General features: G+C 61.3%; 15 protein-coding genes. 4 read left to right on the forward strand and 11 right to left on the reverse strand.

The window, feature by feature from the left end; all coding sequences use genetic code 11:
* Nucleotide 1: 1 nt before the first annotated feature.
* A complete protein-coding gene (locus AAF659_RS00105; RefSeq protein ID WP_349749655.1) occupies nt 2-262 on the reverse strand; it encodes a YkgJ family cysteine cluster protein in 261 nt (86 codons plus the stop codon).
* 51 nt (nt 263-313) lie between these two features.
* The gene (gene traF, locus AAF659_RS00110; RefSeq protein WP_349749656.1) at nt 314-1,651 is read right to left on the reverse strand and encodes a conjugal transfer protein TraF; all 1,338 of its coding nucleotides are present in this window, start codon (nt 1,649-1,651) and stop codon (nt 314-316) included.
* A gap of 296 nt (nt 1,652-1,947) precedes the next feature.
* On the opposite strand from traF, the gene AAF659_RS00115 reads away from it, so the two are divergent.
* The gene (locus AAF659_RS00115; RefSeq protein WP_349749657.1) at nt 1,948-3,114 is read left to right on the forward strand and encodes a flagella assembly protein FlgT middle domain-containing protein; all 1,167 of its coding nucleotides are present in this window, start codon (nt 1,948-1,950) and stop codon (nt 3,112-3,114) included.
* Here AAF659_RS00115 and AAF659_RS00120 read toward each other — a convergent pair whose 3' ends face one another.
* The 7 genes from AAF659_RS00120 to sufB form a co-directional block, all read right to left on the reverse strand.
* Nucleotides 3,115-3,576: a SufE family protein gene (locus tag AAF659_RS00120; protein WP_349749658.1), complete on the reverse strand. Its 462-nt coding sequence runs from the start codon at nt 3,574-3,576 to the stop codon at nt 3,115-3,117.
* Nucleotides 3,576-4,115, reverse strand: coding sequence for a putative Fe-S cluster assembly protein SufT (sufT, locus tag AAF659_RS00125; protein ID WP_349749659.1), 540 nt, complete (start codon nt 4,113-4,115; stop codon nt 3,576-3,578). Before sufT ends, AAF659_RS00120 begins: the two co-directional genes overlap by 1 nt.
* Before the next feature lie 17 nt (nt 4,116-4,132).
* On the reverse strand, nt 4,133-4,489 hold the full coding sequence (locus tag AAF659_RS00130) for a HesB/IscA family protein (RefSeq protein ID WP_349749660.1): 357 nt from the start codon (nt 4,487-4,489) through the stop codon (nt 4,133-4,135).
* A gap of 35 nt (nt 4,490-4,524) precedes the next feature.
* On the reverse strand, nt 4,525-5,742 hold the full coding sequence (locus AAF659_RS00135; protein ID WP_349749661.1) for a cysteine desulfurase: 1,218 nt from the start codon (nt 5,740-5,742) through the stop codon (nt 4,525-4,527).
* A complete protein-coding gene (gene sufD / locus AAF659_RS00140; protein ID WP_349749662.1) occupies nt 5,739-7,046 on the reverse strand; it encodes a Fe-S cluster assembly protein SufD in 1,308 nt (435 codons plus the stop codon). The genes AAF659_RS00135 and sufD overlap by 4 nt, the downstream gene beginning before the upstream one ends.
* A gap of 9 nt (nt 7,047-7,055) precedes the next feature.
* Nucleotides 7,056-7,817 (reverse strand): Fe-S cluster assembly ATPase SufC, encoded by a 762-nt coding sequence (gene sufC, locus AAF659_RS00145; RefSeq protein ID WP_349749663.1) that lies wholly within the window; start codon nt 7,815-7,817, stop codon nt 7,056-7,058.
* Between the two features lie 204 nt (nt 7,818-8,021).
* On the reverse strand, nt 8,022-9,551 hold the full coding sequence (gene sufB, locus AAF659_RS00150) for a Fe-S cluster assembly protein SufB (protein WP_349749664.1): 1,530 nt from the start codon (nt 9,549-9,551) through the stop codon (nt 8,022-8,024).
* 546 nt (nt 9,552-10,097) lie between these two features.
* Here sufB and AAF659_RS00155 point away from each other — a divergent pair.
* Nucleotides 10,098-12,125 (forward strand): choice-of-anchor I family protein, encoded by a 2,028-nt coding sequence (locus AAF659_RS00155; RefSeq protein ID WP_349749665.1) that lies wholly within the window; start codon nt 10,098-10,100, stop codon nt 12,123-12,125.
* Between the two features lie 93 nt (nt 12,126-12,218).
* On the opposite strand, the gene AAF659_RS00160 is transcribed toward AAF659_RS00155, so the two are convergent.
* Entirely contained in the window at nt 12,219-13,364 is a 1,146-nt protein-coding gene (locus AAF659_RS00160; RefSeq protein WP_349749666.1) for an MFS transporter, read from the reverse strand.
* Nucleotides 13,365-13,501: 137 nt separating this feature from the next.
* Entirely contained in the window at nt 13,502-14,068 is a 567-nt protein-coding gene (locus AAF659_RS00165; RefSeq protein ID WP_349749667.1) for an outer membrane beta-barrel protein, read from the reverse strand.
* 174 nt (nt 14,069-14,242) lie between these two features.
* Here AAF659_RS00165 and AAF659_RS00170 point away from each other — a divergent pair, with 174 nt between their 5' ends.
* A complete protein-coding gene (locus AAF659_RS00170; RefSeq protein WP_349749668.1) occupies nt 14,243-15,274 on the forward strand; it encodes a hypothetical protein in 1,032 nt (343 codons plus the stop codon).
* 113 nt (nt 15,275-15,387) lie between these two features.
* Nucleotides 15,388-15,975, forward strand: a complete 588-nt coding sequence (locus AAF659_RS00175; RefSeq protein WP_349749669.1) for a hypothetical protein — start codon at nt 15,388-15,390, stop codon at nt 15,973-15,975.
* The last annotated feature ends 1 nt before the right edge of the window (nt 15,976 follow it).

A 15,976-nucleotide genomic window follows, 5' to 3' on the forward strand; every position in this document is an offset into this window, starting at 1 on the left:
GTCAGCCCTCCAACTCCGTGAGGATCATCAGCGCCTGCTCACGGCTGTTGCCGCATACGTCGTGCTCCGCCTGGAATGCCTCGCACACGGCGGGACGGCTGGGGTCACCGAAAAGCTTGCAGTGATGGTTCTCATCGAGTTGCACACAGGGCGTGCCGGCGGGCTTGCCGTTGGGCATGCCGGGGATGGGCGATGAGATGGAGGGCGCTATGCAGCAGGCGCCGCAGCCGGGTCGGCATTCGAAGTGGTCGGTCGAGGTCATGATCCGGGGGAGTCCGCCCGCAGTGGGTTTGCGGGCGGTATTGTGCAGCGCCTAGAAGGACATGCCAAGTTCCACGGAGCCGCCGACTTCTTCACTACTGGCCAGTGCCCCTGCCTCGATGCGCAGGGCCCAGGGCGAGAGGGCGAAACCGGCGGTGTACTGGGTCTCTTCCTCAATGCCGTTGGCTCCGGTCTCGCTGGCCAGGTTCTGGCGGGCGCCGGCGCGCAGGTTGATCCAGTCGTAGACGTTGAATTCACCGCCCAGAGCGACCCACTGCTGATCCGCCGCCGGGCCGATGCCTTCGTTCTTGGTCAGATCCACGTCCGCGGTGAGGGTGTGCCAGCTGCTGGTGTGGGCCACGCCGACGGTAACGAGGGGGTCCAGTGTCATTTCTTTCTGGTCGTAGATTTTTGAAAGGTTGTTATCTTTTACCGTTTTCAGAGTCTGCGGGATCAGGTTGCGCACGGAGGCGCCCAGCCGCCACTGGTTTTCAGCGCCCAGGTCGGTGCTGGCGCCGATGTCGACGTTGATGTGGGAGTCGTCGGTTTCGTATTCGGCGGCGTCAAAGTCGTCCTCGTCAAAGTCATCCACGCCCTGGGCGTAGTCGAAGGTGCGCATCTGCACGAGTTTGGGGGTGACGCCGATGTTCAGGTCCTGGCCCTGGATGTTGAAGGAGGTTGCCAGGGTCAGGCCGATTTCGCCGACGGCGCTGGCGAGGACGCGGCCGTCTGATTTGGGATTGATTTCGCCAGAGTCGTAAAGTGAACCAAGGGCGTTTTCAATGTCATTAGCGTTTTTCGGATTGTTGAGGTTTGCGACTCTGTCCAACGCCTCCAGATCTTTCGGATCAATACGGCTTTCTACGGTGGCACGGAGCTGTGCGTTTGCGTGTAAGCCCACACCCAATGTGGGCGAGGGCACCGCGAACAGAGTGCCCAAGCCGCCGTCGCCGCGCACGAATTCGTTGTTAACGCCGCGCAGCTGGGTGGCCAGTTGGCCGGCCTGATTCTGGGCGGTATCGATATCGGATTGGCTTGGGTTGTTGGAGTTAATGCTGTTAATGGCGGTTTCCAGCTGTTCGATCGTATCCTGGATCTGATCAACCTCGTCCACCACGTCCTCGTTTTCAGCGTACCGCGCGTTCACAGAGGGCAGCGTGACCGCGAATCCATCGTTCCAGCCGCTGTGATCGGCCGCCAGCAGCGATGGGTTGAGCAATGCGGCGCCACTGGGGCGGGCTGCCGCCACACCGGTGCCGCCCATGCCGAAGGCGCGCGCGTCACTAAACTGGGGCGGCGCGGCCTGGGCGCTGGCGGCGGTGGTGGCAAGGGCCACTGCCAGTGAGAGGCGGGAGAAAGGGGTGGCTAAGAAGCGTGAAGGCATTGTCATGGTTGCTCTGTCCTCTGCATCGGCGGTCATTAATGAATACAGCCTAGTTGATTGAGTGGCGAAGGCCACTTTGAAACACCTGTGGAAACGACTTTTTACATCGCGTTTCAAGGGCGCGCCCGCAGGGCAGCGATCAGATCTGGCGTGACACTTGCTTGCTTTCCCTCACACGCGTTGTGAACCGGTGACGTGCCATCGCTTGTGGAAGTTGGTGCTGGTCAGCCGGGGTGCAGGGAGGCAAGGGGTTGCCGGTGTCAGGGAGGGGTTGCGGAATTGTTAACGGGTCTGGAGAGAGCATGAACCTCAGGTTTGTGGGTTTTTGGGTCACCATCATGATGGTCTGCGTTGTGCCGGGCGCCTGGGCGGCGCCGGAGCAGAGCGAGGCCGTTAAAGGGCAGACGGTGTCGGTGCACTTTCCCCGGCGGGTGCGGCCCCAGCCTGCGATCTCCATTGTTGGTGGGATTGAATCGGCTGGACCTAAGGCGGTGGCTTCAGAAGCGGCTCCGAGCCGCCTGTGGCCACGGCCTGATAACGACGGCAAGCGTGCCTGGAACCAGCTGTATCAGCTGAAGACAGCGCCCACCGAAGCGGAACCAGGGGGCTGTGCGGATGACTATGCCAGGTCCCTGCGCCGGCGGGTGGGGGTGACGCGCTTCCAGCTTCTGGATTCCGAGGGCGCTGTTCTGGGCCGGCTGGACAATGTTGCGAAGGCGCTGCCGCGGATGCTGACCGAGGCATTGAGCGCGCGCGAGCGTGTTCTGATGCATTCGGCCTTTGATCGTCAGCTTTACGATCGGACCTTCAATGCGCCCACAGTCCAGGCGGTGGACCGGCGTCTGACCCGGGCCTCGGAACTGACCCGGGCGATGGGGGTGCAGTTCGTGATCTCGGGGGTCGTGCGCGATATTGGCGTGGAAGATCCGGGGGCCTGGGGGACGTCAACGGCGTCCTGGCTGGGGCGCGGGCTTGGGATCAGTAACCAGCGGCGCCGGCTTGCATTGGATCTGTTCGTGTATGACGGGCTCAGCGGGATGATTGTGATGCAGGATCAGATTGAGGTCCGTGGTGACTGGGGCCGTGCGCCAGAGGCGGATGTCGGGTTCGCCACGCCGGCGTTTTTAGCGACTGACTTTGGTGCGCGTATTGCGGAGCGGGTTTCGGAGCTGGCTGACACTGTGGTGGAAAAGCTGGCGTGCCAGCCGTTCATCGCGTCGGTTGAGCGGGTGGATGGCGAGCGCGTCCGCATCAGTGCCGGTGCGGACTCCGGGTTGCGGCCGGGACAGAGTATGGAGCTTCTGCGCGCTGAGCGCTATCTGGACCAGCCCGGGGCTTACCCGGCGCTGCGGCCCATAGGGCAGACCCTGGAGGTTGAGCAGGTTCAGCCGCGGTTCAGCAGCGGCCATCTGCCGGTGGAAGGCGGACGGATCAACGTGCGGCGCGGCGACCGGGTTGTGGTCTGGTAGTCACTCCTGCTCACGCCGAGCGATGGTCTGGATCTGTTCGACCATGGCGCGCAGGCCATTGCCACGGGTTGGCGAGATGTGGCGCATCAGGTCCAGTTCTTCAAACAGGCCCTCAAGATCGACCGTCAGAAGCTCTTTGGGTGTCCGCCCGTTGAGGGCGATCATGATGATGGCGGCCAGGCCGCGCACAATCATGGCGTCGCTGTCAATCAGCAGGTAAAGGCGGCCGCTTTCCGGGTCTTTGCGGTGAATGAGCCAGACCTGGCTCTGGCAGCCGTGGACGTAGTTCTGTTCGCGCCTCTCGGCCTCCGGGAAGGGCGGCAGCTTCTTGCCCAGGTCCATGATGTAGCCGTAGCGCTCTTCCCAGTCGTCAAGCAGCTCGAAGCCGTCCTGCACATCCTCGGTGGTGATGTCGGTGCCGAGTTCGGTGTTGGTAAAGTCGGCGGTGGTTTCAGCAGTCATTACAGCAACCCCAGTTCCAGTTTGGCTTCGTCGGTGAGCATCTCACTGCCCCAGGGCGGGTCGAAGGTGAGTTCCACTTCAACGTCCTCCACATTGGGCACGGACTCTACTTTACGCTTAACGTCATCGGCAATCACCGGGCCCATGCCACAGCCCGGTGCGGTGAGTGTCATCAGGATGTAGGCGTGGTTGCCGTCGCTGTCGCGCCAGACCTTGCAGTCGTAGATCAGGCCCAGATCGACAACGTTAACGGGGATCTCCGGGTCGTAGCAGGTCTGGAGTGCTTCCCACACCTGGTCCTCGTTGATGCTGCCGTCGCTGGGGGTTTCAAATTCGCTTGCCGCTACCTGTTTGCCGATGGCGTCCGCGTCTTTGCCGTCAATGCGTGCCAGGTTGCCGTTCACGGCGACGGAGAAGCTGCCGCCCAAAGCCTGTGTGAGAGTCACGAAGGTACCCTCGGGGATGTTGATGGCGGTGCCGGAGGGCACCAGCCGGGCTTCAACATCGCGCTGGGTTACGACAACTTCCCGATCCTGCATAGTCTGTTCCGGTTGCCTCAGTTCACCGCAAAGCTTTCGCCGCAGCCGCATTCGGCGGTGGCGTTGGGATTGCGGAATTCAAACATACTGTTGACGCCCTGTGTAATGAAACCAATCTCGGTGCCACCCACCATGGTGAGGTCGGTGCTGCTGACGTAGACGGTGACGTCATCGGCTACCGGGAAGGCAATGTCGTCTTCACCGGGTTGCTCCACGAAGGATGTGGTGTATTTGAACCCGGAACAGCCGGATTTCTTGGTGCCAAGGCGTACCCCGGCCATTTCCGGGCGCTTTTTCAGTTGTTCGCGACTGTGATCGATGGCGGCTTCGGTCATGGTGACGCCGGTCTGTGGCGTTACAGTTTCCGCTGTCATCTTGCCCTCCTGATTCCGATGGGCGATTGTGTTTCTTACTTGCCGGTGAACAGGCGCTGGATCTTCTGCAGACCCTGGAAGAACGAATCCACCTCTTCCACCGTATTATAAAACGCGAATGAGGCTCTGGCAGTCCCTGCAATGCCAAAATGCTCCATAAGCGGCATGCAGCAGTGATGGCCTGTGCGGATGGCAATGCCCTGCTGGTCCAGCAGGGTGCCCAGATCGCTGGGATGCAGACCCTCGAGCCAGAACGAGAGCACGGGTACCCGGTTGGGCGCCTGGCCGTAACGGGTCAGGCCGGGGAAGTCGCCGACCCAATCGTCCACGCGCCGGCCCAGGGCGGTCTCTGCCTCATGAACATTGTCATGGCCCAGGTCGTTGAGGTAGCGCATGGCGGTGGCCAGCCCGACGGCCTCGGCGATGGCCGGCGTGCCGGCCTCGAAGCGGTAGGGCGCTTTCTGGAAGCTGGTGCCCTCAAAGCTTACCCGGTGGATCATCTCACCACCGGTCTGGTAAACGGGCCATTCGTTAAGCAGGTCTTCTCGGCCGTACAGCACGCCGATGCCGGTGGGGCCGAACAGCTTGTGGCCGGAGAACACGTAGAAGTCACAGTCCAGCGCCTGTACGTCCGCACCCAGGTGCGGGATGGCCTGGGCGCCGTCGACCAGGGTGTACGCGCCCACCTGCTTGGCGGCGGCAACCATCGCCGTTGCCGGGTTGATGGTACCCAGAACGTTAGATACTTCGGTGATGGCGAAGACTTTTGTGCGCTCACTGAGCTGGTCACGGAAGCTCTGCTGATCCAGCTCGCCCTCGGGGGTGACCTCGATCACCTTCAGGGTTGCGCCGGTGGCCTCGGCCAGCATCTGCCAGGGCACGATGTTGGCGTGGTGTTCCATGCGCGAGACCAGGATCTCGTCACCCTGCTTCAGGCTGCGATAGAACCCGTTGGCCACCAGGTTGATGCCTTCGGTGGTGCCGCGTGTCCAGATGATCTCATTGGCGCTGGCGGCGTTGATCTGGGCGCGCACTGTTTCGCGGGCACCCTCGAACAACGACGTGGCGCGGTCGCCCAGGGTGTGGGCGCCGCGGTGTACGTTGGAGTGGGTCTCGCGCAGGTACTGGGTCATCGCCTCCATCACCGCCTGCGGCTTCTGCGACGAGGCGGCGTTGTCCAGATAGATCAGAGGCTTACCGTTGATCTGCTGCTCGAGAATGGGGAAATCCGTGCGCACCTGCTCCAGGTTCATTCAGCGGCCCTCCTGAAGCTGGCCTCGATGAAGTCCGTGAGGCGGGTGTTGACCGCCTCGCGGATGTCTTCGAGCGGCACTTGGCCCACCAGCTCATGCACGAAAGCCATGCTGAGCATGGTAGCAGCCGTGTCGCGGTCGATGCCGCGTGAGGTCAGGTAGAACAGCGAGCTCTCATCCAGCTGGCCGACGGTGGCGCCGTGGGCGCAGGTGACGTCGTCCGCATAGATCTCTAGCTCCGGCTTGGTATCGATCTCGGCGTTGGTCGACAGCAGCAGGTTTTTGTTGTTCATATCCGCGTGCGACTGCTGGGCGTCCGGGTGGATATGAATGCGACCGTTGAACACGGCATGTGAGCGATCCGCCGCTAGGCAGCGGTAGTTCTCGTCGCTGTCGCAGTTGGGCACCACATGGTCAATGGCCGTGTGGTTGTCGTAGTGCTGGCGGTCCTGGGTCAGGGCGATGCCGTTAAGCCGGGTGTAGCCGCCCTGGCCTTCAAGGCGCACCTGCAGATCGTGGCGGCGCAGGTCGCCGCCAAAGCCGATGCAGTGGCTGTCAAGCCGGGCATTGGCGCCAACCTTCACGCCGGTGGCGCCGACCTGGCGGACGTTGACCGGGTCCATGCACAGGCGGATGTAGGTGATATTGGCGCTGTCATCGAGCAGCAGCTCGGAGACGCTGTCCACCAGTACCGGCTGCTCGCCGTTACTGATGAACTCTTCCACCAGCGTCATCTTGCTGCCCTGGCCCGCTTCGACCATCAGGCGCGGGTAGTTGGAGCCGCTGGCGCCGGCATCCGTGACGTACTGCACGTATACTGGTTTGTCTACGCTGATGTCGGCGCCCAGCCGGATCAGCAGGCCGTCTTCCAGGCGCGCGGTGTTGAGCGCGGCGAGCTGGGTGGTGCCGTGATCCAGCGTGGTATCCAGTTTTTTCGCCACGCTTTGCGCAGTGACGTCGTCTAGGTCGGCGAACCGGCGGATGTCAACGCCGCTGGCAGTGGGCAGCTCGCTGTGGTCCAGGTCCACCACGCCATTGCGGATTACCAAACGGTAGATGCCTTCCACGCTGCGGTAATCGGCATCGCCGGTGGCCTGGGTCAGCGGTGCCAGTTCCGGATCCAGCTTGAGGTAACGGCTGGAGTATTTCCAGTTTTCGGTCCGGCGGTTGGGCAGGGCCATGCCGGTGATGGCGTTGCTGCGGATGTCGCGCAGGCTTTTCAGCGGCGCGGGCAGCTGCTTTCCGCCTTGCGGTGTGAAGGCAGTGTCCAGCGGTGTTGCGGGCGTCTTGTGCGCAAGTGTCATGGAACCTCCTTAACCGGCTGCTTCCGCTTCGTTGATGCCGAGCCAGCCATAGCCGTGTTCTTCGAGTTCCATCGCCAGCTGCTTGTCGCCGCTCTTGATGATCTGGCCACCGGCGAGCACGTGCACGACGTCCGGCACGATGTGGTTGAGCAGGCGCTGGTAGTGGGTAACAACCAGGAAGGAGCGGTTGTCATCGCGCAGGGTGTTGACGCCGCCGGCTATGGTTTTGAGGGCGTCGATGTCGAGCCCGGAGTCGGTCTCGTCGAGGATGCCCAGGCGCGGTTCCATCAGCAGCATCTGCATGATCTCGTTGCGCTTTTTCTCGCCGCCGGAGAAGCCTTCGTTGACGCCGCGCTTGAGGAAGTCGGTATTGAGGTCGACCTGCTTGGCTTTTTCCTTGGCGAGTTTCATGAAGCTGGGGGCGTCGAGCTCGTTCTGGCCACGGTGCTTGCGCAGGTTGTTGACGGCCTCGCGCAGGAACTGAAGGTTACTGACGCCGGGAATTTCGACCGGGTACTGGAACGCCAGGAACAGGCCGGCAAGTGCACGTTCTTCTACTTCCAGATCGAGCAGATTATGGCCGTCGAACAGGATTTCGCCGTCGGTTACTTCGAAGGCTTCATGGCCGACGAGGACCTGGGCGAGGGTGGATTTGCCGGAACCGTTGGGGCCCATGACGGCGTGCACTTCGCCGGGTTGGATGTCGAGGTTGATGCCCTTGAGGATGGGGGTGCCCTCGACGCTGGCGTGGAGGTTTTTGATGGTCAGCATGTGGGTGCTCTCTATAGCGTTTTCAGTTGTTTCAAGACTGATGATTTGTTGCCTGCGGCGGGTATGGCACTACTCACCGGGAATCGCTGTGAATACGTCCGTGTACGCTGCTCTTCCGCCATCCATGGCTCCAGAGCTTCCCGGTGAGTAGCGCCACACCCGCCTCGATTCGCACGCCCTGAATACGCAGGGCTCGAGCCTGGATCAGCCGACGGACCCTTCCAGGCTCACTTCCAGCAGTTTGCCGGCTTCGACGGCAAATTCCATGGGCAGTTCCTGGAAGACTTCCTTGCAGAAGCCGTTGACGATCATGGACACGGCCTGTTCCGGATCGATGCCGCGCTGGCGGCAGAACAGCATCTGTTCGTCGCTCACCTTGGAGGTGGTGGCTTCGTGTTCCACCGTTGCGGAGCTGTTTTTGTTCTCGATGTAGGGGAACGTGTGGGCGCCGCAGGTGTCGCCGATCAGCAGCGAGTCGCACTGGGTGAAGTTGCGCGCGCCTTCGGCAGTGGGCTGGAACTTCACCAGGCCGCGGTAGCTCTGGTCGCTGTGGCCGGCGGAGATCCCCTTGGCAATGATGGTGCTGCGGGTGTTCTTACCCAGGTGGACCATCTTGGTGCCGGTGTCGGCCTGCTGGTAGTTGTTGGTCAGCGCCACCGAATAGAACTCGCCGACGCTGTTGTCGCCCTTGAGCACGCAGCTGGGGTATTTCCAGGTGACGGCGGAACCGGTCTCGACCTGGGTCCAGGAGATCTTGGAGTTTTTGCCACGTGCCATACCGCGCTTGGTGACGAAGTTGAAGATGCCACCTTTGCCGTTTTCGTCACCGGGATACCAGTTCTGGACCGTAGAGTACTTGACCTCCGCGTCGTCGAGCGCGACCAGTTCAACAACGGCGGCGTGGAGCTGGTTCTCGTCGCGCTGGGGGGCGGTGCAGCCTTCGAGGTAGCTCACGGAGGCGCCTTCATCGGCAATGATCAGCGTGCGCTCGAACTGGCCGGTGTTTTCCGCGTTGATGCGGAAGTAGGTGGACAGCTCCATCGGGCACTTGACGCCCTTGGGCACGTACACGAAAGAGCCGTCACTGAACACGGCGGAGTTGAGTGAGGCGAAGTAGTTGTCGCCACGTGGCACAACGGAGCCGAGGTACTTCTTCACCAGCTCAGGATGCTCCTGCAGAGCTTCGGAGATGGAGCAGAAGATCACGCCTGCTTCGGCCAGCTTGTTCTTGAAGGTGGTGACGACGGAGACGGAGTCGAAGACCGCGTCCACGGCGACGTTGCTGTACGCGCCGCCTTCCTGTTCCGCACCTTCGTCACTGCCACCGACTTCGGCCTCTGCCGGGGTGCCAGCACCGGCGACGCCGGCGAGCGCTTTCTGCTCGTGCAGCGGGATGCCGAGTTTTTCATAGGTGCGCAGCAGCTCAGGGTCGACCTCGTCGAGGCTCTGCGGCTTGTCGGTGTCTTTCTTGGGCGCTGAGTAATAGGAAATGGACTGCAGGTCCACTGGTTCAAAGTTAACCTTCTGCCAGTTGGGCTCAGTCATCTCCTGGAACTGGCGGTAGGCTTCCAGGCGCCATTCGAGCATCCACTCCGGTTCGCCCTTGATCTCGGAAAGACGCTTGATAACGCCTTCGTTCAGACCGGGCTCGAAGGTGTCCGATTCGATGTCGGTGACAAAGCCGGCTTCGTATTCGTGCTTGACGAAGTCTTCGGGCTTATTGGATTCGGCCATGGCTGCAACTCCACTGTTTTCGGGCCCGCGCTGCGTGGCGCCGGCCTTTCATGAACGGATAAATTCGGAGAAGACAGCGTTAGCGGATGTCTTGCCGGAATTCATCCAACCCCAAATGCATGCGCTTTAAGCGCCCACTGGTTTCTACGCCCAGCCTTTTTATGCAGCCCAATTGTACAAAAGTTGAGTGTTTTTGTCAGGTATTTATTCAGCGTACTTCGGGTCACGCCAAAATCTGTTGGTGACCATGATTATACGAAAATGAGCATGGCCAGGGTTAATCGTGTTGATAGGGGATCTGTACGAGTAGAATCCGCATTTTCAAAGGTCAGCAGTAACCCATGAACAGATGCTGAGGTGGTGCATTTGCCGGCCATGCAGATTGGCCCGATCCGCTCAGAGTGCCTGGTTAATGCCCGTGCAGACACGGACATGTTTTGCCCGATAGTGCGCAGCGCCCTTCCTATTGTCAGAAACGTGTCACAAGCCCGCGCTAGTTTGGGTCGAGCTCGATCAGAGCATTAACCATAAACAAGGAGATGATCTATGTTGCGGCAACAGCACGGCAGAGTCTGTTTTCAGTTAGCGCTTGCCCCACTGACTATGGGATTAGCCATCACGCTGGGCGGTTGCGTTGGCGACGACGGCGACCAGGGACCACGAGGCGCGCAGGGGCCGTCAGGCCCGGAAGGGCCTCAGGGGCCGTCAGGTCCGGAAGGGTCTCAGGGGGCCGCGACGGTTGCCCTTGAGCAAACCGGTCGATATGCCCCAGTGGACGCCCCCTTCGACGAGGGCGCAGCGGAAATCGTCTCTTACAACAAGGGCACCCAGGAAATCTTTCTGGTGAATGCCAACGCTGGCGTAGCTCAGATCCTGAATATCAGCTCGCCCGCTAACCCCACCAAATCGGGGGATGACATTAATGCTGCCTCCGATGTGGAGGACGACAACGGGCTGAATGACGGGGCTATGGGCGATGTCAATTCCGTGGCGGTCGGGGGTGGCACCGTCGCCGTAGCCGTAGCCGCCGACGACGAACAGGCCAACGGCTATGTGGCCTTCTACCAGGCCAGCGACCGCACCTTCCTGGGTAGCGTGAAAGTGGGCGCCCTGCCGGACATGGTGACCTTCGCCGATGACAGCACCGTGCTGGTCGCCAATGAGGGCGAGCCCAATGACGACTACAGCAATGACCCCGAGGGTTCGGTAAGCATCATTGACCTGAGCGGTGGGGTGGCCTCGGCGTCCGAACAAAAAGCCGGGTTTACGGCCTTCAACCAGGGCAATGCCAAAGCCGGCGAGCTGCCCGACGACGTGCGGATCTTCGGGAACGAGGGCGTTCAGGGGCTGGGAGTGACCAGCGTCGCGGATACCGACCCGGCAACGGTCACGGTGGATGATGCTTCCGGAATCTCGGTTGACCAATGGGTGACCATCGCCAGTAACGACGATCCCGTCGCCTACCGCGTCACTTCCAAATCTGGAAACACCCTCACCCTCCACGACGAGCTGGACGGTGACACGAAAGAATACGATCAGCTCGGCGATCTCGCCGTCTACCCCTACGAGGGCGGTTCCACGGTCGCGCAGGACCTGGAGCCGGAGTACATCACAGTCGCCGAGGATGGCAAGACCGCTTGGGTTAGCCTTCAGGAGAACAACGCCCTCGCCAGGGTGGACTTGGCCGCTGCCGAGATCAGCGCCATCCAGGCCCTGGGTTTCAAGAACCACAATGTCCCCGGCATGGGCCTGGATGCCAGTGACGAGGATGGTCCGGCGGAAGAGGGCGCGGTCAATATCCAGACGCACCCCATCTCCGGTATGTACATGCCGGACTCGGTGGCCTCCTTTACCCAGAATGGAGAGACCTACGTGCTTACCGCCAACGAAGGGGACGCCCGGGAATACGACGCCCTTAGTGAAGAGATTGCCCTGGATGCTTTCGAGGGCCAGATTGATAGTGACTTCGATTACTCAGATGTCTTCAAGGATGAAAACGCCGGCGATCTGGATTCTACCTTCACACTGGGTGACGAGGACGGCGACGACAAAGTGGAAAAGCTCTACAGCTACGGTGCACGTTCTTTCTCCATTCGCGATGGCCAGGGCAATCTGATCTTTGACAGTGGCGACGAGTTTGCACGCAAGGTCGCCGAAGTGGCGCCTGAGCACTTTAACGTCGATAACGACGACGACCTGGGCGCTGAAGAGCGGAGCACCGCCAAAGGCACCGAGCCGGAGGCGTTGGCCGTTGGTGACGTGGATGGCCGCACCTTTGCTTTCATCGGCCTCGAGCGCCAGGGCGGGATAATGGTCTATGACGTGACCAACCCCCACGCCGCCGAATTCGTCCAGTACACCTCGAATCGGGATTTCACAGAAGACCGTTTCCTAAAAAAGGATGTGGATAACGACGGCGACAAGGAAGAGGTGGCCAACCCTGCGGCGGGCGACATCGGTCCGGAGGGCATGGCTTTCGTCCCCGCCGCTGCCAGCCCGGGTGATCGCCCGCTACTGATCGTGGGTAATGAAGTTAGTGGGAGCACATCCATTTACAGGATCGTCCTGCGCTAAAGCCAGCGCCTGGACATGAGTGGCACTGACGGGCCCCGATCTGGGCCCGTTTTTAGTGCAGCTATAGTCAATGCTTGAGGCCAAACCGGTACGTCAGTGCGGAAGTTTCAGTCGCAGTGCCAGCGGTACGGTGGCGGCCGAAAAGAGTGTGATGAAGCCCACGGCGGCAAGGGCCTGGCCGCTTGTATCGGCGGCGACGCCGCCGATGAGCGGGATCACGAATGCGAAGGTGTAGCCGATTGTGAAGTTACCGGCCGAGAGCTTCCCTGCCTCGCTGCTGCTGACAAGCTGTGGGGGCAGAGATACGATCAGGATCAACAGGATACCCGCGAAGAAGCTCATCAGGACGGCGAAGGCGACACCGACCCAGCCGTCCACGAGGATGAACCCGAGCATGGTGGTAACGCTGAGCCCCGCGCTCCAGAGGATCGGGCCGCGCCGGCCTACCCATTGCCGGGCCATCCAGAGCATCAGGGTCGAGGCGGCCACCTGGGCGAAGTTGAAACAGAGCAGCGTGGCATCAAGGCGTGCGAGTTCGCCCCGTTGTTCCAGCACGCTGGCCATGTAGGCATTGGTGCCGAAGAACAGCGAGGATGTGCCGGCCAGCAGCAGACCGAGTTTCCACATGAGTGGATCCCGCAGCCGGGGCAGCCATTGCGCATTGCCATCCCCGCCGTTGTGGCTGGTTTTCGGTACTAGGAGCAACAGGGCGATCAGGGCCGCCGGCAGCGACCAGACCAGCAGTGTTAGGCGCCAGCTTTCGCCGGTCAGGGGCATGATCACGGGCAGGGTAAGACCGGCACCGACGAACTCACCCATCAGCATGCCGTTCATGTAGCAGGCGGAACCCAGAGCGACCCGGGTCGGAGACAGCCAGCGCGGCAACAGGGCCGGCAACGAAGGCTGCATGACGGCGATGCCGAGGCCCATCAGGGCGCTCGCGGTCAGGAGCAGGACAGGACCCTCGGCGAGCCCTCGGCCCGCTGACATCACAGCGACGACCCCAAGGGCGGCAACCAGCGCGTTGCGTGGGCCCAGGCGCATGATGAGAAGCGATCCCATGAGGGCGCCCAGCGCCAGCATAAGGACGGGGAGGGTGGTCAGGGCCCCGATGTGGGTCTGGCTCAGGGTCAGTTCATCGGCAATGGCAGGTGCCAGGGCCGGGGCAACCAATATGGGCAGGCGCATGTAGAGACCGGCCAGCCAGAGCAGCGCCAGAAGGCCAGCGTCGCGATGCACGTGACGGTCCAGAACCATAAACCTCTCCGGATTTCCCGCGTTGTGGTGTCGGGAAATGCTTACATCAATGCACTGTTGTGGGGCAGGCTAGGCCCGGAAGCGACGCCGGGCCATGGGGAGAAACCGAGATGCGGGGGTCAGAAGTGGTACTGGATGGAGCCGCTGAGCAGGCCCAGGTCGTCGTCAGATGATGTGGCGCTGCCATAGTCGACACCGGGAATGTAGTCGAAATCCGCACGCAGGTAGAGGTTGTCGGTCACGCCCATCTGGGCACCCACACCAGTGCGCACACTGAAGCCGCTGTCATCCGCTGAGCCACTGCTGGCGTTCAGCTCGGAGTTCCAGAAAAGGCCGCCCACTTTGGCGAAAACATCAATGCGCTCAGCCAGTGGCAGGTGCACCAGACCGGTAATGTCCAGACCCTGAAGGCTGAGGTCAGTACTGGGCGAGTCGGCGAGCTCAAAATCCTGACTCTGGGTGTAACCGACTTCCACCCCGAAGTTCGACAGCAGCCGGGCGCCACTATAGACCCGGAAAAAGCTGGCTTCATCGTCGCAGCTTGAGCCGCGGTTATCGCAGGCGTCGGACAGGGACGCGAGGCCACCGCTGACGCCGGAATAAGGGTATTCATAGTCCCCGTTGGTCTGCGCCTGCAGAGGGAGGGCAGTTGCGATCAGGGCGATGGCGGGAAGAAGTCGATTCATGGTGGCGCCTCATCTGCTGGAATTCGCTGTAGGGGGCTGATTATGTGAGCAGAGGTATAGCCGCTGAGGCTATCTCTGTCAACGTGTGCGGCGCCGCACACCGGTCGCAAGAGCAAATGCACGCGGGGCTGATCTGTGGTTTGCTGCACATCCTGTTCCGGGGTTAAGGAGGTCATGGTGGCAAGTGATTCTGAGAAGGTTCTGGCGCGATTGCTGGAGGCGCACGTCCAGCATGAGCTGGCCCGCATGGATACGAATGCGCTGCGCGAGGATCTGGAAAGGGAGGTGGGTTATGTTTTTGAGGCGGCGGATCGCATCCGGATGAATGATGTGATCAGCGCGGAGACGGTCAACGGCATCATCCACCGCCACACAGTTGCACGTGAGATGCCGGCGGTCATTCCAGAGATGGCGGCGACCTTCACCCAGGAAGTGATTGGTTCGGCGTTTCACCGCCAGGCAACGCTGGCGGACATCATGGATCGGCAGCGGCTGGAGGGGTTCGTGGACCAGGTGCTGCTGCTCAGGGAGCAGCGACAGCAGCTGATCGACCGGATGCTGGATCAGCCGGTTTACCGGGAGCTGGTGGCGAACCTGATGTATGAAGCCATCGTGCGCTACGTCTATGAGGAGAACCTGCTGAGCCGTCGGGTGCCGGGGGTTGGTTCAGCACTCAGGTTCAGCTCGAAGATGCTCAACAAGGCGGTTTCCGGGCTGGATGAGGTCTGGGAGAAAAGCATCAAGAGCTCTATTTCGCGCAATGTGGAGAAGCTGACCCGCCAGAGCGCGGATTTCCTGGCTGAGCACCTGACGGATCAGGAGCTCAAGACCAGCGTGATGGATGCCTGGGATGCTTTCTGCGACCGCCCCCTGGAGGAGCTGGCGCAGGGTCTGGGCGAGGTGGAGTGGAGCGAGTTCGTGGTCATGGGGTATGACTATTGGCTCGCTTTCCGCAAGAGCGACTATTACCGCAACGCCTATGAAACGGTGGTCAACCGGCTGTTCGAGTTCTACGGGGATCGCTTTCTGGGGGAGTTGCTGGCCGAGTTCAATATTGACCAGGCAACGGTGATGACGGAAGTGGATGCAGTCCTCCCCCAGGTACTGGAGGCACTGAAGGCGAACGGTCTGCTGGAGGGGATTGTGCGCCGGCGGCTTGAGGCGTTCTACACCAGCGAGGCAGCGCTTTCGGCACTGGCGGAATAATGCGTACAACCTGTGACAGGAAACACATTTCCAGTTTTATGGCCTGTTACTGCAGTGCCAGCGCGTTATCCTCGGCGCGGCCTGTTTCGCAGCAGTAAGGGAGAATGAAAACCATGTCATCCAGGTTTGTTGTGCCATTTCTGGCCTGCCTGGCGGCGCCAGTGTGGGCCCAGGGCCCGTCCTTTTCCTTCGCTGAAGCTGGTGTTGCCCTCTACCCCAACTTTGAGAGCGAGACTCTTCTGGGGGCGCAGGTGCGGGGCAGTCAGACTCTGGCCCCGGAGTGGTTCATGTTGGGCGGGCTCAAGGCACTGACCGGGGATATCGACGTTACCGCGATCCACGGGGGTGGGGGCTACCGCTATGCAATGGATCACCGTACGGATGTCTGGGGTGGGCTGACGCTGGAGTATCAGGAAGTGCAAGTTGAGCGGTGTGTTACCAATACGTTCCAGGGGACCAAGTCATGCTCAGACGCCAGCACGGATGATGTGGCGCCGGGCCTGCGGGGCGGCATCCGCCGTCAGCTGCACCGGGACCTGGAAATCGGGGCTTCCGCGCGCTACATCAGTGGTGACATGGATTATCTCGGGGTCACCGGTACCGCCCGTTACAGTTGGCAGCGCAATGTGAGCGTGCTGGCGCAGGCCGATTATTACGATGGCAACGTCGGCATCATTGGCGGCCTGACAATGCACTTCTGAA

It is taken from the genome of Salicola sp. Rm-C-2C1-2, from assembly GCF_040196175.1.
Lineage (GTDB): Bacteria > Pseudomonadota > Gammaproteobacteria > Pseudomonadales > Oleiphilaceae > Halospina.